The organism is Ruegeria sp. CDSA033 (genome assembly GCF_059612305.1).
In genome coordinates this window covers 43,621-65,882 of record NZ_JBXWQI010000011.1, presented here as the reverse complement: position 1 = coordinate 65,882, position 22,262 = coordinate 43,621, and the positions used below count along the sequence as shown (strand labels likewise).

Sequence of the window (22,262 nt, the reverse complement as noted above, 5' to 3'; positions counted from 1 at the left end):
CATGTTTGAGACAATCGAAACCGAAACACGGGGGCGGGTCGCAACGATCCGCCTCAATCGGCCCGATCAGCTGAACGCATTGAATACACAACTCATGCATGAGGTGCTGACCGCCGCCACCGAATTCGACAAGGACGCCGGCATCGGCTGCCTGATCCTTATGGGCAATGATCGTGCTTTTGCCGCCGGGGCAGATATCGGCGAGCTTGCGGTGCAAAACTACGCGACCATGCAGGCAAGTGACTACTTTGCCGAATGGGACAGGTTTGCGGCGCTTCGCCTGCCCAAGGTGGCAGCGGTCAGTGGCTATGCCCTGGGCGGCGGGTGTGAAGTTGCGCTGATGTGTGACGTCATTCTGGCCTCGGACACTGCCAAATTCGGTCAGCCCGAAATCAAAATCGGCTGCATTCCCGGGATTGGCGGCACACAGCGGCTTACGCGGTTGATCGGCCGTGCCAGAGCTATGGACATGATCCTGACCGGGCGCATGATCGACGCGTCAGAGGCGCTGCAGATGGGCCTGGTCAGTCGGGTTGTCACGCAGAATACCCTTTTGGACACCGCGCAAGAGGTGGCCGAAACCATTGCAGATTACGCTGATGATGTCGTCAGTATGGCGCGTACTTGCGTAAACATGGCCGACCAGAGCACACTTGAATCGGGTGTGCGGTTCGAGCGGCAGATGTATCACGCGCTTTATGGATTGCCGGCCCAACAAGAAGGCATGAATGCCTTTCTGGAAAAGCGAAAGCCCCAATTCAGGCGCAGGACCCAGTGATCATATCCCGCATCGTCAATCACCGCTCGAGAAATGAGCGGTGATATGACCAGTCTTATCGCTTCAGTGCGATTTCCCAGCCGTACTATACTCAAAGTCGTTAACCTTGCGGGCCATGGATTCAGAATCCACAACCAGGTTCGCAAAGATCGTTTCGACCCATGACAAAGCGCCCGACGTCAGCAAGAACGTCTCGGGAATAACGATCCATTCGCCAATCCACATACCACCCGAACGTTCGTGTTGATGGGTGGTGAATTCGCCGATTTGCTCGGCCCGCTGTCGTCCAAGCCGGGCTACGGCCTCTCCGAATTCTGACGCGCGCTGGTTCTGTTTGTGCGCCATGGCCGAAGACGCACCTTTACCGGCTTCATGCACCTCGGACCATTCGGAAATATCCGATGAGGACAACAGATTGACGTTATGCGAGATCTTGCACAGCGTCGCACACAACCCACCCAGCGCAGTTACAACATCGGCAAGCCCGTCACGGGCGTTTTGCCAATGGGGTTCCACCATGTTCAGACCCAAGGTGGCTGCAACACCTTCCTTGATGCGATGCCCGGTCCCGTTTTCGTAACCGCGCAGATCGCCAACGGGGCCACCAATCTGGACATTCAGGCCGCGAACGCCTGCTTCTTCCAACGCTTGTGCCCGCCGCTGCAGTTCAACTTTCCAGACGGTCAGTTTGGTTTCGGCCCGAATAGGCAAGGCATGCTGGCCATTCGTGCGACCGATCATGACAGTGTCACCAAGCTGATCGATGTGTTGCTCAATAGCGGTGGTCAGTCTTTGCAGTCCGGTCTGGATGTGCTCCAGACCGATCTTCATTTGCAGGGCCAGTGCAGTGTCCATAATGTCCTGCGTTGTCGCCCTGTAGTGGACTTTTGTCGCGTGCTCGCCGACCTGCCTTCGCAATTGTTCGACCAGACCAACGATCGGGCGCCCGACAAGCATCATGTCTTCGTGCAACCGCTCGGTATCCAGATTGCAGACCGACACCGCATCCAACGCATCTGCAGCCTCTTGCGGGATCAGGTTTTCCAGCGCCTGGTGACGGGCCAGCGTCTGTTCAACCTTCAACCAGGCCGAGATCGTGGCGTGTTCCGACCAGACAGACCGCATATCGGCGCTGGAAAAGCAGTCGCGATAGAGGGAGTGCTCAAGCATCTTCCAACGCTCCCTTCGCGATCTTGCGCTCTTTCATGATCCCGCGGACGCGGAATGCAATTGCCCCTGCGCCGATGACCAGGAAGGCCAGAGCGATCGGACGTTCAACGAAGATCAGGGCACCACCTTCCGACATTAGCAACGACTGACGGAATGTCTCTTCAGCACCTTTGGCCAGCACGAACGAAATGACAAATGCCGCAACGTTGAAGTCGTATTTGCGCATCAACCAGCCGGCAAAGCCCGCACAGGTCATGACCGTGACGTCAAACATTGATCCACGTGCAGAATACGCTGCGACAAACGCGGTCAGGAAGATCAGCGGGTACAGGACATTGGTCGGGATCTTCAGGATAATTCGTGCAACCTGAGTGGCACCGAAATAACCGATCAGACCATAGGCCACGATGCCCAGCATCCCGCAGGCGAACAGCTTATAGACCAGCTCTTTGTCGGTCAGGAACAGGGTTGGTCCAACCTGGATGCCGTGGATCAGGAAAACACCCAAAAGGATTGCACCAATTGTCGAACCCGGGATGCCCAGCGTCAGCAGCGGGGCCATCGACGGACCGGACACCGCGTTGTTTGCGGCTTCGGGTGCTGCGACACCTTCCAGCGCGCCCTTGCCCCACTTCTCGGGGTTTTTGGCGCGGCGTTTACCTTCACCGTAAGAAATGAAGGCCGCAATAGCCGAACCCAGACCTGGCAGCACACCGATGCCTGCACCGATGAAGCCACCACGGAACGCATGGGGCAAGCAAGGTTTGTACTCTTCCCATGTCAGGCTGTTGCCGTCTTCCGTGCTTTCATTTTCTTTAGTTTCACCGGTTGCTTTGCGGCGCGTTTCCAACTGGGCAAAAACCTCGCCCAAAACGAATACGCCGATCATCAGGGGCACAAGTCCAATCCCGTTGGACAGGTCAAACGAGCCAAAGGTATAGCGCTCTTCGCTTGAGATTGGGTCCAATCCGACCATGGCGATCAAAATACCCATCAGGGCAGATGCCAATCCTTTGACGATTGAGCTGCCGATGACCGAGCCGATGACCACGAAGGCTGCAAAGTAGATCGCAAAGGTTTCGGGCGGGCCAAGCTTTAGGGCAATAGATGCAATGAAACCGACACCGACGACCAGCAGGATATCCCCCATAAGGTCACCGATGACTGATGATATGGTCGCGACCTTCATCGCCTTGCCGGCCTGACCGGCGCGTGCAAGGGGATAACCGTCAATCTGTGTCGCGGCACTGGCTGCAGTGCCCGGCGTGTTGAACAAAATTGCCGCGATCGAGCCGCCATAGCGACCGGACTTACCGATCACATACAGAAAGGCGAGCGCGAATAGTGGCGACATGTAAAAGGTGATGGGCAGCAGCATCGCAATCGCTGCCGATGCGGTCAGACCGGGCGTGGCCCCAACGACCATGCCCACAGCTGCGGCCAGCACGATGGCAAACAGCAAACTGGGGTCGGTTATGACCGAAAGAAGTGCGGGAAAAATTTCCATGACGATTTACCCCTGTATCCAGCTGAGCAGGTCAAAGACCTCGCCATAAGGCGGGTACACACCAAGCAGCACAAAAAAGATGAGGTGGAAGATCGACGGGCACAGAACGACGGAAACCGCCAGACCGATCCAGCTGCGAACTCCGAAGAAGTACAAAACAACCGGCGCAGCGATCGCCGTTGGCAAAAGATAGCCAAACCAGCGGAATGACTGCTGATAGATCAGGGCGATGACGAACAGGCCGATGATCTGCAGGGTTGCTCCGCTATCCTGTTCCTGACCGGTATCGCCTGCCGTTTGCCGAGTGGCACCTAGCAGTAACAGGCCGGAAAGAAACAGCAGTGCGATGGATGCTGAAAATGGTACGATGCCAGCCCAGGTATCCCCCGGCGAGGCTGCTGGCACTTGCCAGGCGCCCCAAATGGCAACGATGGAAATAAGGGCAAGCACAAGGCCTTCTGCATAGGCGCGCATATCGTTCCTCCCTGATTGCGTTAGATACAAAAAGGCCGGGGGAAGAATATCCACCCGGCCCCGAGGACTTTAGTTGGTCAGACTTTCGACCAGGGGAGCGGCGTCCTCTTTCATGGCAGACAGCGTTGCTTTAGCGTCCGCACCATTCTGATAGACCGGGCCTGTTCCGCGCGAGGCCAGCAGTTCGGCAAATTCGGGTTTCGCGGCGATTTGCTCCAGCGCAGTTTCCATCGCGGCAACGACCTCGGCCGGTGTGCCTTTCGGGGCGAAAACGATCACTGGCGAAGAAACAGCGGCAAACGAAATGCCCAGTTCGCCAAACGCAGGCACGTCTTTCATGATGCCATCACGTTCTTGGCTGTTAACCGCCAAGGCGCGAAGCTGCTCTTCAAACCCTGCCAGCTGCTGAACACCCAGGAAACCAAAGTCAGCCTGTTCACCGATCAGAGCAGCACGGGTCGGCCCGCCACCTTTGAACGGTACGTCCTGAGCTTCGATGCCGTTACTGGCCAGGAAGCCCATGCCACCAACGTGGTGGAAGCCTCCGCGACCCGAATGGGCCCAACGCAGTTGACCGGGGTTGGCTTTGGCCGCGTCGATCACGTCCTGAACGGACTCGAACGGGCTGTTCAGCGGCACCATCAGCGACGTTTGCAGCTGACCGACCTGAGCAACAAACTCAAAGCTGTCCAGAGCATCGATATCGGTGTCACGTGTCATGGTCGACAACAGGAACGAACCGCCCGACGTCATCATCAAAGTATAGCCGTCGGGGCGTGCACCCACGACCGAGTTCGCACCATTCAGACCACCCGAGCCGGGTTTATTCACGACGACAACTGGAACGTCCAGAATCCCTTCGGCTGCTGCCGAAATAGCGCGGGCATAAGCGTCTGTACCGCCGCCGGCTTTGTATGGAACAACCAGGTTGATCGGACGTTTCGGCCAGTCGGCTGCGAAACTTGCTGTTGCTGTTGCAGTCACGGTTACTGCCGCCAGAACAGCAGTGAGAATTGTTCTACGCTTCATAGCATCCTCCCTAAGATGCGATCTAATCTAGTTTAAATTTAGTGTTAATAAAAATGCAAAGATGTTATCTTATCTTGCAAAATAGTAAAGAGTCTGCCTGATGAATATAAAAGCCCTTCGCGCCTTTCGTGCCACCCTTTCAGAAGGAACGCTGGTTGCCGCGTCTGAAATCCTGCACCTGAGCCAGCCTGCAATCAGCCGACTGATCTCTGGGCTTGAGGCAGAATTGGGCCTGACCCTGTTTGACCGCAGCGGCCGCAACTTGACGCCAACGCGTGAAGGTTTGGCGTTCTACCGCGAAGCGGGGCGTATCCTGGACAACCTTGATGAAGTGCCTCGCATCGCCGCAGAGATCAAAGCCGGACGTACGGAAACACTGCGCGTGGTCACGATGCCGCGTATCGCAAGGGCCATTTCGGCACCGGCGCTTGCGATGTTTTTACAAGCCCACCCTGATACAAACGTAACTCTGGATATCCGGGCGCGGCGCGAGGCCAGCAAATGGCTTGCCGGTCGTGAATATGACATCGGCATCGGGGCATTGCCGGTCGAGCATCCGGGCGTCAGAACAAAACCCCTGCTGCGGGTGCGGGCGCAGGCCGTTTTGCCTGTTGCGCATGCATTGTCTGATCGCAAGTCGGTAACCGCCACTGATCTCGCCCGCGAGCCGGTCATTCGGCTGATGAACGGGCTTCTATTACGCGAACAGCTTGATGACATCTTCCGGTCTGCGGGCGTCAATCCCAGACATACCTGCGAAGTCGCGGCGTCCCAGCTTGCCTGTTCGCTTGTCGCCGAAGGTGCTGGCATCACGATTGCCGACGAACTGGTCGCAGCACAGGAAACAAAAGAACGTCTGGCCCTGGTTCCGATCGCACCAGAGCGGTGGATGACCTTTGGCCTGCTGTACCCCGCGACGCAGGAGAAATCACAGGCGCTTCAGGATTTTGAGGATGTTCTGTTTTGGCAGGCGTCCGAGCTATGCAAGAACAGCCCAACTTTGTCTCTTGCCTGACAGTCCATGTCAGGCGGATTCAGGTCCATGTCCCAAGCCCCGCCTAGGCCAAAGCAACGATTGCAACAGAGCCAATGCTCAAGCATCTTGAAACCCCTGATCCACAATCATTCATCGGCTGCGCGAATTGCGTGGCGCAGCTGACGGACACCAAAATGAAAAAGTTGAGCGCAATCGCCGCAGACTGCCGGGTAATCAATTTACCCGATAACAATAGCAGACGGCTTCATATGACCAACTTGATGAACAAGCACGGCATCAGTTTTTCATTTTCAGAAGGCAACGCCGGACAAAGCCATGCCTTAAACTGCGCTCGCGCCCACCTTGCAGCGCTTGAGTCACTCAAAACGCTCCCGGCATTGGTTCTGGAGGATGATGTCTCCGCGTTGACCGAAGACCTGACCATTCCTGAAATCCCAAAAGATGCGGACGTCGTTTATTTGGGGGTTTCGCCCTTCGGCTGCTTTCCCTGGATGCGTCGCTATGTTCAACGTTTCGGCCACCGCGCGCATTACAACCTTGCACTCGCTTCGACTGAGAACAGTAATTGGCTGAGGCTGCATTCTATGGTCGGTGCAATAGCTATTCTCTATGTGTCACCAGCAGGTCTGGATGCGTGGCGGTATTCTATGCGGGCGACCATAAAACGGAGTAAGCCGTTTGATGAGTTCACCGCGTACAAGATGACGTCCCTGAACGTTTATGCGCCCCACTGCCCCGTTTTTTACGAAGAACCCAGTCTGCAGCGCCCACTTAAGCATGTTACCCCTGAACAAAGACTGCGATGGACGACAACACCCTTGTCACCAGTCAAAGAAGGAGCAAACGCCACTGCGCCCACCAAAAGCGGGGCAATACGTGTTCAGGCTGATATGTGCGGAGATAACCGCTTTGAATGGTCATTGCTTCAATGAGGTCGGAAAAGGGGTATTCTCAAGTTGCTGGCCACGCAATGTCAGGGTTGTTAAATGCGATGCGCCTGCCGAAACCCCCTTCGATACAGCGCCTAGACTTACAGATTGCATCCAAGTCGGAATGTCTGAGATTTGGCATGCCCTTCTGCAAGGAACCCAACGTCTTTTCAGCTCAGCGTTGCAACCGATTGCAAACCCGGCGCAATAGCGCGTAGTATTTTCCCATGAATTTGACTGCAAGCCATCCCCGAACCCATCGGTGCCAGCCATGAGTGTGACCCTAAAAGAAGTGGCCGCACTGGCCGGTGTATCTCGCTCTGCCGTATCGCGGACCTTTACCGAAGGCGCATCCGTCTCGCCAAAGACACGGAACAAGGTGGAAAAGGCTGCGGCCGAACTGGGGTACAGCCCAAACGCCTTGGCTTCATCCCTCACCACCGGCAGGACCAAATTGATCGGGCTGATTTCCAACAACTTCCACAACCCCATTTTTCTTGAAGTCTTTGACCAGTTCACCCGCGCCCTGCAGGAACGCGGCCTACGTCCGCTGATCGTGAACCTGACCGATGAAACCGAGCCGACAAATTCGGTCCGAATGCTGCGGCAGTATTCTGTGGATGCTGCCATCGTCGCCTCATCTACCTTGCCGCCCAGCTTTGCCAAAGCGTTCCACGATGCAGGCGTTCCGGTAGTGCACACTTTCGGTCGATCAGCGACGTCACCTGAAGTGCATGTTGTAGGCATAGACAACGTCGAATGCGGGCGCATGGCCGCGCGCGAGCTGTCGTCGCGGGGGTATCGCCGTATCGGCTATCTGGGCGGCCCGAAAGATGCGACATCAGCGATGGATCGGTATCGCGGCTTCATGGAAGAAGTTGAAAAGCACCCGGAACTCGAAGTGACGCATTGCTTCGCAGGCGCCTATTCATTTGAAGCCGGGCGAGAAGAAATGCTTCAGCAACTGGCGGAAGGCCCTGCAGAAGGGTACTTTTGCGGCGACGATATTCTGTCCATAGGTGCCCTGTCCGCATTGTCCGATCACGGGCTGAAACCGGGCAAAGACATCGGCATCATCGGCCTGAACGACATGGAAATGTCGCGCTGGGAAAGCGTGGACCTGACGACGATTCATCAGCCGATCAAACAAATCATTACCGCATCCGTCGATCTGGTCGAAGAGATGCTGAAAGACCCCGAGCGTTACCCCGAGGCCCGTATTTTCCCCTGCCGTGTGATCGAGCGGGGCACATTGCGGCCCCGACCCTGATCAGCGAAACATCGGTGGGCGCGCGTCCGTCCATGCCCCGTCATTTTTCGCAGACGCCACTGCGGCATGCACGGCTGCGATCGACCGCACTCCGTCGGCAGGTGTCGGCAGACCATCACGCGCCTCTCCGCGAATAGCGTCGGCAAGATCGCAATAGATGTTGGCCACGGCCAGCGGGAACCCTTCGGGATGGGCAATCGCCACACGGGACAATCGTTGCGCATCGTCGTGAAGACCGCCCTCGCCTTTTTCGATGATCTGTGTACGGCCACCGACAGGCGTATAGATCAATTGATTGGGTTGCTCGGACGTCCAGCGAAGGCCTCCGGTTTCGCCAAACACCTGAATATCAAACCCGTGCTGACGCCCAATTGCCACTGAAGAGGTCCACAACCGCCCGACAGCACCGCCTTCGGTCCGGAAGTTGACCATGGCATCGTCCTCAAGTTCGCGGCTTGAAATCGTAGACGCCATATCTGCAGACAAGGTTTTGACTTCATCGTCACTGATGAAACTGGCCATGTGCAGCGCATGGATACCGCAATCTGCGAACTGGCCAGACACGCCGGCCATCGCTGGATCATAGCGCCACCGCACCCGAGGGTTATCGGCGTCAGTCGCGTCGCCATGGTGGCCATGGCTGAAATTCGTCACAACTAGGCGAACCTTGCCAATATCCCCGGCGCGAACCATCGCGCGCGCCTGGCGCACCATCGGATAAGCGGAATAGCAATAGTTCACGGCACAAATCTTGCCCGAGGCCTCTGCGACGCGAACGATCTCTTGGCCCTCTTCCACGGTCATTGTCATTGGCTTTTCGCAAAGCACATTGAACCCGGCTTCAAGGAACGTTTTGGCAATCTCAAAGTGGGTGGAGTTCGGAGTGGCGATTGTCACCAGATCAACCCGGTCGGGACGGTCCTTTTCCCCGGCCAGCATTTCCTGCCAGTCGCCATAGGCGCGATCCGTCGCCACGCCAAATCTTTGCGCATATTCCCGCCCAACATCGGGTCGGTGATCCAAAGCACCCGCAGCGAATTCAAACATCCCATCCGCCAACGCTCCTAACCGGTGTGCGGGTCCGATCTGACTGCCTTCACCACCACCAATCATGCCCCATTTCAGCTTTGCCATGGTTCTCGTCTCTCTTAGATGATCTCTTAGTTTTTGTGTTCAGACGGTACTGACGTCCTGCCACTGCCGCTGCTCTGAAGATTTCAACGCGGCGGCCAGAACGCAGTTGACCTCATGCCCATCTCGGAATGTGGGCCAGATTGATTTGCCAGTGTAAATGGCCTCAAGAAAATCTTTGGCCTCAATGATGATCTGGTCCTGATAACCTGTTCCATGACCGGGGCCCTGACAGAAAGGCTCGTAATCGGGGTGCGCCGGACCCGTCAGGATCTTAGTGAAACCTCTTTCTTCCTCTGGTCCTTCGCGTCGATAAAGCCACAGGGCGTTCTGATCTTCCTGATCGAACCGGATTGCGCCTTTGGTGCCTGTAATTTCATAGGCATAGCCCATCTTTCGACCTGTCGCGATGCGGCTGACATAGATATTGCCCATCGCACCACCGGCAAACCGGCACATGATCTGCGCGTGGTCATCATTGGTGACAGTGCCGCCTGGGCGTTCACTATGAACCGTTTCGACTTCGGCCATAACCTCGACAATCGGACCGATCAGGGCCAAAGCACCGTTGATCATATGTGGGGCAAGATCCCCGATCGTGCCGTTGGCCATTCCGGACGTCCGCCATGTAGCCGGGGCGTCGGGGTCGGCATAGAAGTCCTCGGTATGCTCGCCGCGAAACCAGGTTATGTCCCCCAATTCACCGTTGGCGATCAACTGACGGGCAAACTGTGTTGCGGGCGTTCTGACGTAGTTGAACCCGACCATATTGGTGACGCCCGTGGCTTCGGCCGCGGCAACCATTGCGCGCCCATCATCCAAAGAAGATCCGAGGGGTTTTTCGCACAACACAGGCTTGCCCAAGGCTAACGCGGCCTCTGCAATCTGTCTGTGCGTTGTTTGAGGCGAGGCAATCACGACAGCATCCACTGCCGGGTCATTGACCAGCACTGACCAATCCGAGGTCGCGCGACGAAAGCCGTAAGCCGCGCGGTATCGCTCGGCGCTTTCGGGTGTGGAGGCGCAGATCATCTCAAGTCGTGGCCGCAAGGCTGTGTTGAACACTGCGCCTACGGCTGACATCGCGACTGAATGAGCTTTGCCCATATAGCCACCGCCGATTATTCCAATTCCGATTTCAGGCATCTGCAACGGCTCCGAACAATGTATTTGCAACCGGTTGCAAAATCAGTATCGTGTGAATCGATTCAACGCAAGGACCAACGATCCTCGCCAGCCCATTTTTGCCGGAGGACATGACGTGAGCGCTTTGATAGACGGTATCAAAGGAAACCGGTTCGCGGTCTTTGGACGCGCGGGCATGGACCTGTATGCCGAACCCGTTGGTGTTAAAAGCGAAGACGCCGACACGTTTCACGCCGATCTGGGCGGGTCATCGGCAAATATCTGCGCGGGGCTGGTCAAGCTGGGCAGCCAGGCATCCTTGATCACTTCGGTCTCAGATGATGCGGTTGGCCGCTTCTGCCTGAATAAACTTGCTCACTACGGTGTAGACACGTCCTATATCCGCGTCGTCTGTGGTGAATACCGCATGTCTCTGGCCGTTTACGAAAGCCGGATCGAAGAATTTCAGAATGTCATCTACCGCAACGGCGCAGTCGACTTTCAGGTGACCGAGGATGACATGGACAAGGTCGACTACGGCAAATTTTCAGCCGTGATATCTGCCGGAACGGTGTTTGCCGCTGAACCCTCGCGCAGCGCCACGTTTCGCGCGTTCGACAACGCCCGCAAGGCGGGGTTGCCGGTAATTTTTGACATAGACTACCGTCCCTACAGCTGGCCATCACCTGAGGTTGCCGCCGAAGTCCTGTCGCGCGCGGGCGAAGCAAGCGATCTAATCGTCGGCAATGACGAAGAATTTGGGTTCATGGCCGGCGGCATCGACAAAGGCTTCGCTAAAGCCAAGGAGTTGGCGGCGAAACCGGGCCGGATCGTGATCTATAAGATGGGCGAAAAAGGCGCGGTAACTCTGGTGGATAGTCAGGAAATCGAAACCGGCATCTATCCGGTAGAGGCCGTCAAACCCAACGGCGCTGGCGACAGTTTCATGGCCGGCCTGCTGGCCTCGATCGCCGCTGGAAGCGAGCCTAAAGAAGCGGTTATGCGCGGCTCAGCCTGCGCCTCAATCGTCGTGTCCAAGCCCGGCTGCGCCCCGGCCATGCCCACAACGTCGGAACTGGACGCGTTTCTTGCGTCTCATCCCGGCCCAACGACATAGGAAACCCTCATGCATATCGCTCCCTATGACAATCAGAACAAACCGATCGTCGACGCCGATGATCCAACGGTTCCGCTGAATTACTTCAACATCGTCAAACTGAAAAAGGGCGAAGCGTTTGAATATCAGGTGCCCGGTTATGAGACGTGTATCGTGCCCGCCACGGGCAGTGTCGATGTCGATGTCGAAGGCGAGCAGTTCGCCAAGCTGGGCAAGCGGGGCGAAGACGTCTGGGATGGGGATCCGGAAGGCGTTTATGTGCCGGTCGGCGCTAAGGTCCAACTGGTCTGTGTGTCGGATGAAACCGAAATCTTCATAGCGGGCGCCAAGTACGACAAGGTGCTGGATCCGTTCGATGTGCGTGAACATGACCTTGTGCAATACGGCAGCGACGACACTAAAACGCATCGCAAAATCAAACACATCCTCGGTCAAAAACAGCACGACAAGGTGGGTCGCCTGCTGATCAGTGAGCTGTTCACCGTGGGTCAGGGTGGCTGGTCCGGCTTCCCCAGCCACAAGCATGACACGAACCGCCTGCCCTACGAGACGCGGCACGACGAGACCTACAATTTCCGTTTCAAACCCAACTGGGGGTCGGGCCTTCAGATGCTGCAGCGTGAGGACAACGAACCGGGCGACGCCTATCACATCGTCGACGGCTCAACGATCTGCATCGACAAGGGCTATCACCCCTGCTGTGTTCTGCCGGGATACGAGATGTACTATTTCACCATCCTTGGCGGTCTGACTCAGCGTTCTCTGGTCCAGTACTTCCAACCAACCCATGCCTATCAGGTCGAGACCATTCCAGGCATCAAAGACATGATTGCCAAATTCAAATGACCCTCGCCACACTCAAAGACGTCCTCACCCCCGCATACGAAAACGGCTACGCTGTTGGCGGGCTTGTTACGCTGGGATGGGAGGATATGCGCGCCTATGTAGCCGCAGCCGAGGCGGAAAATGCGCCGGTGATCCTTCAGGCTGGTCCAAGCTGCCGCGAGCACACACCCCTGCCTGTTCTGGGCAAGATGTTTCATTTCCTTGCGGAAAATGCCTCGGTTCCGGTCGTGGCCCATCTAGATCACGGTTATACATTCGAGGACTGCAAGATCGCATTGGACAGCGGGTTCACATCGCTCATGTTTGACGGGTCGCGAAAGCCGCTGCAGCAAAACATCGACGAAACTGCTGCCATTGCCGAAATGGCCCACGCGGCCGGTATTTCCTGCGAAGGTGAGATCGGCTTTGTAGGCTATTCCGGCGGCGAAGGATCGAACGGGACAGACCCAAACGAGGCCGCGCAGTTCGCTCGTGAAAGCGGCGTTGACGCGATGGCCATCTCAGTCGGAAACGTCCATCTGCAACAAGACAAAGAAGGCGGATTGGACGAGGCTCGCATAGCCGAAATCGACGCTGCGACAAGTGTTCCGTTGGTCATTCATGGCGGCTCTGGCGTGCCTGTGGAACAACGCAGCCGGTTGGCGCGGGAAACGTCGATCTGCAAGTTCAATATCGGGACAGAACTGCGCATGGCATTTGGCAACGCGCTGCGCGAGGCAGTCAACCGAGACCCTGACAGATTTGACCGCGTGACGATCCTGAAAGAAACCCACGACCCGGTTGAGGCAGCAGCCCGCATGGTCATTCGGGCCTTTGGTTCCCCTGTGCAAAGGTAAGCGTGTGCGTTACGCGTCGCGCTCCATGATCCATTCAACTTCGGGGGCCGGAACAAAGCGCCATTTGCGCAGCGGTCCGGCCATAACGTTCAGATAATACATCTCGAACCCATAGGGTGCGCCGCATGGGTGATGACCGCGGGGCACGCAAACAACATCGTCATCGGAAACAGCCATAGTCTCATCCAACTGCCCGTCATCGGTATAGACGCGCTGAATCCCGAACCCGTTCGCCGGGTTCAGACGGTGATAGTAGGTCTCTTCCAGATAGGTGATCCGCGGAAAATCATCTTCATCATGTCGATGGCTGGGATACGATGACCAATGCCCGTTTGGCGTAAACACTTCGGTCACCAGCAAGCTATCAGCATAGTCCTCATTCTCCATCGCGATGTTGTTGATATAGCGCGTATTTACGCCCTTGCCGCGCTCGGTCAAAGTAATGCCTTCGGGGCCGATGCGTCGCGCAGAGTGGCCACTCTTGCCCGGGGCTGTACACACCGCAATCACGCAATCCGTTTCGGCTGTGGCCGTCCATTCTGTGCCGTTCGGCAGATAAAGACAGTGCGGCGGCGTCTTCTCAAAAACGTTCATCCGATCGCCCAGAACACCCCAGTCCCGCTCAGCTCCGGCGATGCGGGCCTTGCCCTCGACCATGACCAGAATGACCTCGCGATCACCCGTTGCCTCGGCCACTGTATCGCCTGCCCGAAGGTGGTAAAGCCCAAACCCCACATAGCGCCACCCGGCACTTGCCGGAGTGATGTCATGCACTTTACCTCTGGTCCCAAAGGGCTTTTTGAGCAGGTCGGCCATGTGTTTTTCTCCGTGTGGGGCGGGCTTGGAATGCCCGCCCGTATTCCTTCAGGCAGCTTGCCTTGTTTGCAGCGCCGAGAATGTTTCGGTCAGTTGTTGTTCGGTCCAGCCTTCAGACACAGCACGACGTAAAATATCGGCCTGACTTTCCGGGGCGTTGCCGCCGACCGGTGGGTCCGTATCCAGATTGGTCGGGAACGGGTATCCCTCTGCCGTAGCCGCGATGGCTGCATCCAGTTCGGCCCCTTTCATCTGTCTGCGTTGTTTCAACGCAATAAGCGAAGGAAACACCGCCTCAGACATGGACCGCCGGTCAACGGTTTCCATCGCGCGACCAAAAGCGGATGAGATTTGCAACAGGTTCGCCATCCGGTCGATATCCGCACTGCGATTTTCACCAGCCGCATGGAACAGTGCCGGGTTGAAGAACACAGCATCGCCCTTGTCCAGCGCCAGTTGGATGTAGCTGTCTTCGAAATACTCGCGATGACCCTCGTCATGAAACGCCAGATAGCCCGGCGGATAAAGCTGCGAGAACGGCAGCAGCTTGGTTGGCCCGCTTTCGACCGGCATGTCGCAATGGGCAATCGCCCCCTGCAATGTCAGTGATGCCGTAACAAGATGTGCGTGCACTGGATAGCGCGCAGCACTTTCTGCGCTCTGGAATCCAAGATGGTAGTCCCTATGCGCCTGCTGCGCTTTACCACCCGGACGCACCTGATTGATCTGTGCCGTGACCTGATAGTTTGGCCCCAACCACGCCTCGCAGGCTGCAGCAACAGCCGTGTTCCCGAAATAAAGGGCAAAACCCTCGGGGTCGCGCAGACATTGCTTTTGGATGGCGTTCCAGATCCGATCATTGGCCCCGGACGCCGCAAAGTGGTCGCCCTCTCCCGCGCCGCTTTGTCTTTCGTCAACTATGATCTGGCGAAAGACATCGGTTGCGCGGTCAATCACGGACGTATCGGCGAACGCACGTTTCAGAACGATTACGCCCGACGATTTGTCCAACACATGGCCCCACTCAGCCAGCAGAGCCTTGCGCTTACCTACGTTTTCCAGCGGAGGGCGCAATTCGTCCATGTCATAGACTGGAACGTTCTTTTCGATCGTGGCGGCGTACGGGGCGACATCGGCTGTAAGGTTCTGCGAGGTCAACACCTTGAATTCATCCAGATCACAGGATTCCCGGTCGAAATAGCCGACAAAACCTAGCTGCTGATTTACCATGATCTTCTCCTTTTCATGGCTTCGGTGTTAACCCCGTAGGGAGAGTAGTTACGCCTGGACCTCCAATCCTGCCCGCCTGCAGACGTCGAGAATATGCTCGTAGCCTTTCTTAGAATATTCGTATGGCGGAGCCTTGGCCGGGTCCTGTTCGGCCTCGACAACGATCCATCCGTTGTAATCCAAGGTTTTGAGCGCATTCGCCACGGCCTGAAAGTCGATACATCCGTCACCTGGCACGGTGAATGCTCCAGCGACGACCGCATCGAGAAAGCTGCGATCATTCTCCTTTACGTCCTGCACCACAGCCGGGCGGATATCTTTGAAATGCACGTGATGCACACGATCGCCCCAGCGTTTGAGGGTCGCCATCACATCGCCGCCGCCAAACAACAAGTGTCCTGTGTCAAAGCACAGGTTCACCTCCGTGCCCGAACCTTCCATCAACCAGTTCACGTCATCTTCGGTCTCGATGATGGTACCCATGTGATGGTGATAGGCCATCGGCATCCCCTGATCGGCCATCCATTTGGCCAGCTCGGTGATCTTGGCGGCATATGCCAACACTTCGTCCTTGGACAGCCTGGGTCGGTTGTTCACCGGCGTACCCGCTTGGCCCTGAACGGTGTTTGAGCATTCGGCATAGACGATGCAAGGGCTGTTCAGGGCGACAAACTGCTCAACCTGTTCCCGCACAGCCTCACGTTCTGCTGCGAAATCATTGACTAGCGAGGCACCCGAGCACCAACCGCCACAGAGCGCGATGTCATTGCCTTCCAGATAGGCACGCAACCCTTCGGTATCGCTGGGCATCCGTTGACCACGCTCCACACCGGTGTACCCGATCTCGCGCGCCTCTTTCAGCGCCTGTTCCATCGTGTACGCCGCCGTCAGGTCCGGCAGGTCATCATTCTGCCAGGCGATCGGAGAAATCCCGATTTTCACGCTCATTTCGTGTTTCTTTCCTTAATCGCCAGCTCATAGGCTGCGCGTTTTTCATTCACTTCGGGGCGGATGCTGACCTCGGGCACCGCCACTTCCCACCACGTGCCGCCATATTCGGTCGACGGGTACGGGTCGGTGTCGATGACCACCACGTAAGGCCCGTTGATTTCGCCACGCTTGGCGAGCGCGTCTTCCAGTTCCGCAATCGAGCTGACCTTGACCGAGGTCGCGCCCATTGCCGCAGCGTGGGCCGCGAAATCGATGGCCGAGGGGGTCTCGTGCACAGCATGATCCAGCAGATTGTTAAACTCGGCTCCCCCTGTGCCCATCTGCAGACGATTGATACAGCCAAAGCCGCGATTGTCGGTGATGACCACAGTGAACGAGACACCCATCATCGCAGCCGAAGCCATTTCCGAGTTCGCCATCATATAGGTCCCGTCACCGGTAAAGCAGATCACGTCGCGATCTGGTTGGGCCATCTTGATGCCCATAGCTCCGGCAATCTCATACCCCATGCAACTGAAACCATATTCCATGTGATAGGCACCCGGGCGCGGCGCCTTCCACAGCTTGTGTAGTTCTCCGGGCATGGTGCCCGCCGCGCACATGACGACAGTATCGTTGTTCGAGGCTCGCTGAACCGCACCAACCACCTGCATATCGGTCGGCAGCGCATTGCCGTCGCCAGGGGCATCGGTCAGTTTGTCGACCTTGCCGTACCAATCCGCCTTAAGCGTATCTGCCACAGGATCGGCACGGTATCCTTGCAAAGCAGAACCCAGCTCCTCAAGCCCAACGCGCGCATCTGACTGCAGGGGCATCGCGCCGTGCTTTTCAGCATCATAGGCAGCGGTATTCAGGCAAATCATTTCGCGCTGTGGGTTCGAAAACAAACCCCATGAGCCGGTCGTGAAATCCTGCAGGCGAGAGCCAACTGCCAATACCAGATCAGCCTCAGCGCAGACCGAGTTTGCCGGTTCGCCACCGGTCACGCCCACGGGTCCAAGGTTCAGTGGATGATCCCATGCCAGGGCGGATTTGCCTGCCTGTGTCTCGGTGATCGGGATATTGTGCGTTTCCACGAAACTCTGCAACGCGTCCGTCGCGCCCGAATAGTGAACTCCGCCCCCGGCCACGATGACCGGGCGCTTTGCGGCTTTGATGGCAGCGACGGCGCGGGCCAGTTCGCCTTCGTCGGGGCGAATGCGACGCTGATACCAGACGCGCGGCTCAAAGAAGCTTTCAGGATAGTCATAGGCCTCGGCCTGAACGTCCTGACAGAAGGCCAAAGTCGCCGGCCCACAATCAGCGGGGTCGGTCATCGTGCGGAACGCCCGCGGCAACGCGGTCAGCAGGTGCTCGGGCCGCGAGATGCGGTCGAAATAACGGCTGACGGGTTTGAAACAGTCGTTTGCGCTGACCGTACCGTCGCCAAAGCTCTCGATCTGCTGCAACACAGGATCAGGACCGCGCGTCGCGAAGATATCCCCGGGGATGATCAACACCGGCAACCGGTTTACATGCGCCAAAGCGGCGGCTGTCACCATGTTGGTCGCGCCCGGTCCGATGGACGAGGTCACCGCCATCGCCCGTGATCGCCGCATCTGTTTGGTGTAAGCGATGGCACAATGCGCCATCGTCTGTTCGTTATGGCCGCGATAGGTCGGCAGGCTGTCTTTCACAGCATGCAGCGCCTCGCCCAGGCCAGCCACGTTTCCATGGCCGAAAATAGCCCAGACACCTGCGATAAACGGCTCTCCGGCCTCATTCATCTGCGCGCCCAGATAGCGAACCAGAGCTTGCGCTGCGGTCAGTCTGATAGTTTTGCCCATATTGATTCCTTTCAACTCAAGGCCACCCGGCCAGTCCGTTGAATACCAGTTTTTCGAAAGCTGGGTCTGCGCGGGACCGCGTCAGACCGTTCCGCCCAAAGACCCTTCCAGCTGGGCCAGTTCCTGACCGCCTGCCATCAAGTCCTGTAGTTCTTCGGGCGAAATCTCACCCCGTATGGCCGTGCCCAGAGTTTTACCCCGGTTTAACACCGTAAACCGATCGCCGACCGCCAGCGCGTGACGGACATTGTGGCTGATAAACACCACACCCACACCCTGACTGCGCACTTTGTCGATGGTCGCCAAAACGTTCGAAGTCTGGCGCACGCCAAGAGCCGATGTCGGTTCGTCTAAAATCAAGATCTTAGCGCCAAAATGCACGGCACGTGCAATCGCGACCGTCTGACGCTCACCACCTGACAACGTACCCACAGCCTGATCGGGACCACGCAAGTTGATGCCCATTTTGCGCATCTCTTCCATGGTGATTTCGTCGGCCAACTTCTTGTCGAAAAAGCTGATCCCGGCGACTTTGCGCGTGGGTTCATTGCCCATGAAGAAGTTGCGGCTGACGCTCATCAGCGGGATCATAGCCAGATGTTGGTGCACTGTTGCGATCCCGGCTTCGATAGCATCACGCGGGTCCTCAAAATGCATAGGCTTGTCTTCAAAGATGATCTCGCCAGCTGTCGGCTTATGGACCCCGGACATAGTCTTGATGAAGGTCGATTTACCCGCGCCATTGTCACCCAGAAGGCAGTGACACTCACCCGGTTTCAGATCAAAGCTGACCCCAGCCAGAGCGATCACAGAGCCAAAGTGTTTTTCAATGTCGATCATCCGGATGATCGGATCCTGACCCTGCACATCACCGTGATGGAAATTGGTATCTTCGGTCATCTCAGCGTTCTCCTGTGATGATGCGACGGATGTAGGTATTCAGGATCACGGCACCCAACAGGATCACGCCCAGAAACACCCGGAACAGAGAGCTTTCGACCCCGGCAAAGAACAGCCCCTGCTGCACCACACCAAAGATCAGGGCACCAAGTGCCGCCCCAAGGACCGAGCCATAACCGCCGGTCAGCAGCGCGCCGCCGATCACCACGGCGATGATTGCCTCGAATTCCTTCAGCAACCCGCGATCTGCACCGGCAGAACCGAATTCCATCACCTGACAAGTCGCAAAAACCGTCGCGCAGAATGCGGTGAACATGAACATCAAAACTTTGACCCTGTTGACTGGAACACCTGAGTTTCGGGCAGCCTCAGCGTCACCGCCAGAGGCAAAGATCCAGTTGCCGAATTTTGTTTTGGTCAGAAGCACATGGCCAAAGATGATAAGCGCGATGGCCCAAATAATCAGCATTGGGATACCGTCAACCACCGGCTGACCCTCGCGCGTGCCGCGTTCAAAAGTTCCGATTAGGTCATTATCACCCAACCAGACGAAAAAGCCCTGCCCTATCTTGCCGCCAAACACCGATGCCAGCCAATCGCCATCGGCTACATCCCGGATGCCGCCAATGATGGTCTTCCGCTCAATGGTTTGCGGCAGGAAAATGGTAAAGCCACGCAGGATGAACAGGAAGGCCAGCGTTACGATAAAACTGGGCAAACCCGTGCGCACGACGATAAAGCCGTTCAGCGCCCCAATCGAGACGCAAAGTACAAAGGTCACTATGATGGCAACCCAGACCGGCCAGCTAAGAGTGACCGAGAAAATCGCGATCATCATGCCCGCGAACCCGATCATGGAGCCGACGGAAAGGTCAAACTCACCCGCGATCATAAGCAAACAGGCTCCAACAGCGATGATCATGAACTGCGCGGAAACCACGGACCAGTTCATCACGCCCTGACTGGTGAACATGCCGCTGTCAAAAGCAAACAGCAGGAAAAACGTGAATACCGCGACTGTGCCGACCATTCCGCCCAATTCGGGGCGTATCAGGGCCTGGCGCAGGGGTGAGATCTCTTTTACCCGCTCGTCACCACCGACTGCGGATTGCGCTGACTCAGCCATTGTTGCCTCCTTGGCGCGTTCGTCTGAATGCTTGCATCAGGTGGTGCGGACACACATTCGGCGTCCGCACCGTTTTGAAGATCAGCGGTATTCGCCCGCGAACTCTTCGATCTTTTCCAGCCCGTCAGCGGTCACGAAACCAGGGCCAGAGTTGATGTTGTTGCCCGGCAGAACGCCGTAACGGTGGTAGTTCGTCATCACGACGACTGGCAGGTAAGCCTGCAGGAAGGGCTGCTGGTCGATGCCCCACTGGATCACACCGCTTTTGATGCCTTTGACGATTTCACCACCCAGATCGAAGGTGCCGAAGTAGATGTCACCGGCCATGCCGTTTTCTTCCAACGCCAGAATGGTCGGGTCAGCCGATGTCGGGCCAAGCGTCAGAACGGCGTCAGTGTCGGGATTTGCCGACAAGTAGGCCAGAACGCGGTTCTTGATCTCGGCCGGGTCTTGACCCGCGTCGATCATCTGCTCGCCCAATTCGATGCCCAGACCGTCTGCAAAGCCCTGGCAGCGTTCTTGGCTGGATGGCTGCACGATATAGTGGTTTACGCACAGGAACGAGCCAATGCCATCGTCTTTGGCGCGCTGGCCAGCGGCCAATCCAGCGTCATACTCCGGCTGGCCGACATACATCAGCGCACCAACTTCGCGCGCCTTTTCCGGCGTGCCAGTATTCATGATGATGACGTCGATACCGGAATCCACGGCGGCTTTGATCGGACCTTCCAGAATGTCCGGATCGGCCAGCGTAGTGATGATACCATTGGGTCCCGAAGCGGCGGCTTGATCGATGATCCGCGCCATGTCGGCAAGGTCGCCGGTGGGCGGGTTGCGATATTCAACCTCGACACCCATCTGATCGCCCGCCAGTGCAATACCGTTCTTGATGGTGTTCCACCAGCTGTCGCTGTCCGGAGCATGGCTGACCAGAATATATTTCTCGCCTTCTGCCGCAACGCCTGTGGCGCCGGCAAATGCGACTGCGCTGGCCATCAGCACACCTTTTACGATTTTTTTCATTTCCATTCCTCCCAATAGAAAATTCAATCTTGGTGCCGGGTCTGCCCGGCCATTCGGCTAAACCGAATCTCGTCTGCTCCGATCGGTGATCGGGCTTCCTTCAGTTTCCGGATATCCGATCATTTTGCAACCGGTTTCAAAAAACTTCCTCCATCGCAACCGGCCTTCCGGACTTTGCCGAGCGCGTTGCGGCTTCTGCCATCGCCAACGCCGCGACACCATCCTCAAGTGTTACCGGCACGTCCGAGCCGGACTGAATGGCGCGCGTAAACGCATCCCATTCGGCGCGGTAAGCGGCCATGTAGCGTTCAAGAAAGAAGTATGTTGGCTTCGCTCCGGTCACACCGTCGGCCGTTGATTTAACAATTGAATTCTCAAGGACATTATGCGCCTGCAAAAGGCCTCTTGAGCCTAGCAGTTCGACCCGTTGATCATATCCGTATGCTGCCCGCCGCGAGTTCTTGATTACAGCGAGGCTACCATCCGCGTAAGCCATTGTTACCACAGCCGTATCCACGTCACCGGCCTGCCCTATTTCCGGATCGACGACCGAGGTTCCCACGGCTGAAATGGTGACAGGAATTTGCCCCGTCAGGTAGTTGGCCATATCAAAATCATGAATCATCATGTCCCGGAACAACCCGCCCGATACCTTGACATAACTTACCGGAGGCGGCGCCGGATCAAACGACGTGATGGACAACAGCTCAGCTTTCCCGACCTCCCCACCATCATAGGCAGCTTTTAGCGCCTGGAAATTGGGATCGAAGCGACGGTTGAAGCCAAGCATGACCGGTTGACCAGTCGCGCCTGCAGCTTTTTGGCAAATCTTCGCTCGCTCAAGGTCCAGATCGACGGGTTTTTCGCACAGAACCGCTTTGCCGGCCTGCGTTGCCGCTTCGATCAAGTCGGAATGCGTATCGGTAGGCGTTGCGATCAGAACCGCATCAATCGTTGAATCACCGATAATCTCGTCAGAGCTTTGCACCCTCGCGCCGTACTCAGCAGCCAGACCGACAGCGGCATTATTCACCGCGTCTGAAATAGCCGTCAATTCGGTTTGGGGGTGTGCCGAAATCGCTTCCGCATGCACGCGACCAATACGTCCGGCCCCCAGCAATCCGATCTTCAACATACGGTCCCCCGAATCAATTCTCAGGTGACACAATCAATATTTTTGC

General features: G+C 56.9%; 21 protein-coding genes. 7 read left to right on the top strand and 14 right to left on the bottom strand.

Translation table 11 applies throughout. The annotated features are described in order from the left end of the window. Window position 1 precedes the first annotated feature (1 nt). Window positions 2-778: an enoyl-CoA hydratase-related protein gene (locus AC2FLA_RS14755; RefSeq protein ID WP_496723133.1), complete on the top strand. Its 777-nt coding sequence runs from the start codon at window positions 2-4 to the stop codon at window positions 776-778. 63 nt (window positions 779-841) lie between these two features. Here AC2FLA_RS14755 and AC2FLA_RS14750 read toward each other — a convergent pair whose 3' ends face one another. The 4 genes from AC2FLA_RS14750 to AC2FLA_RS14735 form a co-directional block, all read right to left on the bottom strand. Next, window positions 842-1,948, bottom strand: a complete 1,107-nt coding sequence (locus AC2FLA_RS14750; protein ID WP_496723132.1) for a lyase family protein — start codon at window positions 1,946-1,948, stop codon at window positions 842-844. After that, window positions 1,941-3,455: a tripartite tricarboxylate transporter permease gene (locus AC2FLA_RS14745; RefSeq protein ID WP_496723130.1), complete on the bottom strand. Its 1,515-nt coding sequence runs from the start codon at window positions 3,453-3,455 to the stop codon at window positions 1,941-1,943. The genes AC2FLA_RS14750 and AC2FLA_RS14745 overlap by 8 nt, the downstream gene beginning before the upstream one ends. 6 nt (window positions 3,456-3,461) lie before the next feature. Continuing rightward, window positions 3,462-3,929 carry a tripartite tricarboxylate transporter TctB family protein gene (locus AC2FLA_RS14740; protein WP_496723128.1) on the bottom strand — a complete coding sequence of 156 codons (468 nt, stop codon included), beginning with the start codon at window positions 3,927-3,929 and terminating at the stop codon, window positions 3,462-3,464. A gap of 69 nt (window positions 3,930-3,998) precedes the next feature. Beyond that, window positions 3,999-4,958, bottom strand: a complete 960-nt coding sequence (locus AC2FLA_RS14735; RefSeq protein WP_496723126.1) for a tripartite tricarboxylate transporter substrate binding protein — start codon at window positions 4,956-4,958, stop codon at window positions 3,999-4,001. Between the two features lie 100 nt (window positions 4,959-5,058). Here AC2FLA_RS14735 and AC2FLA_RS14730 point away from each other — a divergent pair, with 100 nt between their 5' ends. The 3 genes from AC2FLA_RS14730 to AC2FLA_RS14720 all read left to right on the top strand — a co-directional run bounded on the left by AC2FLA_RS14730 (window position 5,059) and on the right by AC2FLA_RS14720 (window position 8,154). Continuing rightward, window positions 5,059-5,973, top strand: a complete 915-nt coding sequence (locus tag AC2FLA_RS14730; protein WP_282152132.1) for a LysR family transcriptional regulator — start codon at window positions 5,059-5,061, stop codon at window positions 5,971-5,973. A 74-nt stretch (window positions 5,974-6,047) separates the two neighbouring features. After that, a complete protein-coding gene (locus AC2FLA_RS14725; protein WP_496723124.1) occupies window positions 6,048-6,887 on the top strand; it encodes a hypothetical protein in 840 nt (279 codons plus the stop codon). 268 nt (window positions 6,888-7,155) lie between these two features. Further along, entirely contained in the window at window positions 7,156-8,154 is a 999-nt protein-coding gene (locus AC2FLA_RS14720; protein WP_496723123.1) for a LacI family DNA-binding transcriptional regulator, read from the top strand. Here AC2FLA_RS14720 and AC2FLA_RS14715 read toward each other — a convergent pair whose 3' ends face one another. Together AC2FLA_RS14715 and AC2FLA_RS14710 are read right to left on the bottom strand one after the other, a co-directional pair. Beyond that, window positions 8,155-9,288, bottom strand: coding sequence for a Gfo/Idh/MocA family protein (locus tag AC2FLA_RS14715; protein ID WP_496723121.1), 1,134 nt, complete (start codon window positions 9,286-9,288; stop codon window positions 8,155-8,157). A 39-nt stretch (window positions 9,289-9,327) separates the two neighbouring features. Continuing rightward, window positions 9,328-10,431 (bottom strand): Gfo/Idh/MocA family protein, encoded by a 1,104-nt coding sequence (locus tag AC2FLA_RS14710; RefSeq protein ID WP_496723119.1) that lies wholly within the window; start codon window positions 10,429-10,431, stop codon window positions 9,328-9,330. A 115-nt stretch (window positions 10,432-10,546) separates the two neighbouring features. Between AC2FLA_RS14710 and iolC the strand changes: the two genes are divergently transcribed. The 3 genes from iolC to AC2FLA_RS14695 are packed head-to-tail and all read left to right on the top strand — an operon-like array spanning window position 10,547 to window position 13,209. Then, window positions 10,547-11,527, top strand: a complete 981-nt coding sequence (iolC, locus tag AC2FLA_RS14705) for a 5-dehydro-2-deoxygluconokinase (RefSeq protein WP_496723117.1) — start codon at window positions 10,547-10,549, stop codon at window positions 11,525-11,527. A gap of 9 nt (window positions 11,528-11,536) precedes the next feature. Further along, the gene (locus tag AC2FLA_RS14700) at window positions 11,537-12,373 is read left to right on the top strand and encodes a 5-deoxy-glucuronate isomerase (protein WP_496723115.1); all 837 of its coding nucleotides are present in this window, start codon (window positions 11,537-11,539) and stop codon (window positions 12,371-12,373) included. After that, the gene (locus AC2FLA_RS14695; RefSeq protein ID WP_496723113.1) at window positions 12,370-13,209 is read left to right on the top strand and encodes a class II fructose-bisphosphate aldolase; all 840 of its coding nucleotides are present in this window, start codon (window positions 12,370-12,372) and stop codon (window positions 13,207-13,209) included. Before AC2FLA_RS14700 ends, AC2FLA_RS14695 begins: the two co-directional genes overlap by 4 nt. 9 nt (window positions 13,210-13,218) lie before the next feature. Here AC2FLA_RS14695 and iolB read toward each other — a convergent pair whose 3' ends face one another. The 8 genes from iolB to iolG all read right to left on the bottom strand — a co-directional run bounded on the left by iolB (window position 13,219) and on the right by iolG (window position 22,216). Further along, window positions 13,219-14,025 carry a 5-deoxy-glucuronate isomerase gene (gene iolB, locus AC2FLA_RS14690; protein ID WP_496723111.1) on the bottom strand — a complete coding sequence of 269 codons (807 nt, stop codon included), beginning with the start codon at window positions 14,023-14,025 and terminating at the stop codon, window positions 13,219-13,221. Window positions 14,026-14,073: 48 nt separating this feature from the next. Further along, window positions 14,074-15,255: a phytanoyl-CoA dioxygenase family protein gene (locus AC2FLA_RS14685; RefSeq protein ID WP_496723109.1), complete on the bottom strand. Its 1,182-nt coding sequence runs from the start codon at window positions 15,253-15,255 to the stop codon at window positions 14,074-14,076. A 48-nt stretch (window positions 15,256-15,303) separates the two neighbouring features. After that, a complete protein-coding gene (gene iolE, locus AC2FLA_RS14680) occupies window positions 15,304-16,203 on the bottom strand; it encodes a myo-inosose-2 dehydratase (protein WP_496723107.1) in 900 nt (299 codons plus the stop codon). After that, window positions 16,200-18,032 carry a 3D-(3,5/4)-trihydroxycyclohexane-1,2-dione acylhydrolase (decyclizing) gene (gene iolD, locus AC2FLA_RS14675; RefSeq protein ID WP_496723105.1) on the bottom strand — a complete coding sequence of 611 codons (1,833 nt, stop codon included), beginning with the start codon at window positions 18,030-18,032 and terminating at the stop codon, window positions 16,200-16,202. The genes iolE and iolD overlap by 4 nt, the downstream gene beginning before the upstream one ends. A gap of 81 nt (window positions 18,033-18,113) precedes the next feature. Further along, window positions 18,114-18,932, bottom strand: coding sequence for an ATP-binding cassette domain-containing protein (locus AC2FLA_RS14670; RefSeq protein ID WP_282119507.1), 819 nt, complete (start codon window positions 18,930-18,932; stop codon window positions 18,114-18,116). A 1-nt stretch (window position 18,933) separates the two neighbouring features. Further along, the gene (locus AC2FLA_RS14665) at window positions 18,934-20,058 is read right to left on the bottom strand and encodes an ABC transporter permease (protein WP_496723104.1); all 1,125 of its coding nucleotides are present in this window, start codon (window positions 20,056-20,058) and stop codon (window positions 18,934-18,936) included. A gap of 81 nt (window positions 20,059-20,139) precedes the next feature. Beyond that, complete coding sequence (locus AC2FLA_RS14660; protein ID WP_496723102.1) at window positions 20,140-21,081, bottom strand: sugar ABC transporter substrate-binding protein; 942 nt, start codon at window positions 21,079-21,081, stop codon at window positions 20,140-20,142. 136 nt (window positions 21,082-21,217) lie between these two features. Beyond that, window positions 21,218-22,216 (bottom strand): inositol 2-dehydrogenase, encoded by a 999-nt coding sequence (gene iolG / locus AC2FLA_RS14655; RefSeq protein WP_496723100.1) that lies wholly within the window; start codon window positions 22,214-22,216, stop codon window positions 21,218-21,220. Window positions 22,217-22,262 lie beyond the last annotated feature (46 nt).

Excerpts from the sequence above, each read along its gene's own strand:
- AC2FLA_RS14755 (WP_496723133.1), top strand. The coding sequence starts at position 2 with ATGTTTGAGACAATCGAAACCGAAACACGGGGGCGGGTCGCAACGATC.
- AC2FLA_RS14750 (WP_496723132.1), bottom strand. The coding sequence starts at position 1,948 with ATGCTTGAGCACTCCCTCTATCGCGACTGCTTTTCCAGCGCCGATATG.
- AC2FLA_RS14745 (WP_496723130.1), bottom strand. The coding sequence starts at position 3,455 with ATGGAAATTTTTCCCGCACTTCTTTCGGTCATAACCGACCCCAGTTTG.
- AC2FLA_RS14740 (WP_496723128.1), bottom strand. The coding sequence starts at position 3,929 with ATGCGCGCCTATGCAGAAGGCCTTGTGCTTGCCCTTATTTCCATCGTT.
- AC2FLA_RS14735 (WP_496723126.1), bottom strand. The coding sequence starts at position 4,958 with ATGAAGCGTAGAACAATTCTCACTGCTGTTCTGGCGGCAGTAACCGTG.
- AC2FLA_RS14730 (WP_282152132.1), top strand. The coding sequence starts at position 5,059 with ATGAATATAAAAGCCCTTCGCGCCTTTCGTGCCACCCTTTCAGAAGGA.
- AC2FLA_RS14725 (WP_496723124.1), top strand. The coding sequence starts at position 6,048 with ATGCTCAAGCATCTTGAAACCCCTGATCCACAATCATTCATCGGCTGC.
- AC2FLA_RS14720 (WP_496723123.1), top strand. The coding sequence starts at position 7,156 with ATGAGTGTGACCCTAAAAGAAGTGGCCGCACTGGCCGGTGTATCTCGC.
- AC2FLA_RS14715 (WP_496723121.1), bottom strand. The coding sequence starts at position 9,288 with ATGGCAAAGCTGAAATGGGGCATGATTGGTGGTGGTGAAGGCAGTCAG.
- AC2FLA_RS14710 (WP_496723119.1), bottom strand. The coding sequence starts at position 10,431 with ATGCCTGAAATCGGAATTGGAATAATCGGCGGTGGCTATATGGGCAAA.
- AC2FLA_RS14700 (WP_496723115.1), top strand. The coding sequence starts at position 11,537 with ATGCATATCGCTCCCTATGACAATCAGAACAAACCGATCGTCGACGCC.
- AC2FLA_RS14695 (WP_496723113.1), top strand. The coding sequence starts at position 12,370 with ATGACCCTCGCCACACTCAAAGACGTCCTCACCCCCGCATACGAAAAC.
- iolB (WP_496723111.1), bottom strand. The coding sequence starts at position 14,025 with ATGGCCGACCTGCTCAAAAAGCCCTTTGGGACCAGAGGTAAAGTGCAT.
- AC2FLA_RS14685 (WP_496723109.1), bottom strand. The coding sequence starts at position 15,255 with ATGGTAAATCAGCAGCTAGGTTTTGTCGGCTATTTCGACCGGGAATCC.
- iolE (WP_496723107.1), bottom strand. The coding sequence starts at position 16,203 with ATGAGCGTGAAAATCGGGATTTCTCCGATCGCCTGGCAGAATGATGAC.
- iolD (WP_496723105.1), bottom strand. The coding sequence starts at position 18,032 with ATGGGCAAAACTATCAGACTGACCGCAGCGCAAGCTCTGGTTCGCTAT.
- AC2FLA_RS14670 (WP_282119507.1), bottom strand. The coding sequence starts at position 18,932 with ATGACCGAAGATACCAATTTCCATCACGGTGATGTGCAGGGTCAGGAT.
- AC2FLA_RS14665 (WP_496723104.1), bottom strand. The coding sequence starts at position 20,058 with ATGGCTGAGTCAGCGCAATCCGCAGTCGGTGGTGACGAGCGGGTAAAA.
- AC2FLA_RS14660 (WP_496723102.1), bottom strand. The coding sequence starts at position 21,081 with ATGAAAAAAATCGTAAAAGGTGTGCTGATGGCCAGCGCAGTCGCATTT.
- iolG (WP_496723100.1), bottom strand. The coding sequence starts at position 22,216 with ATGTTGAAGATCGGATTGCTGGGGGCCGGACGTATTGGTCGCGTGCAT.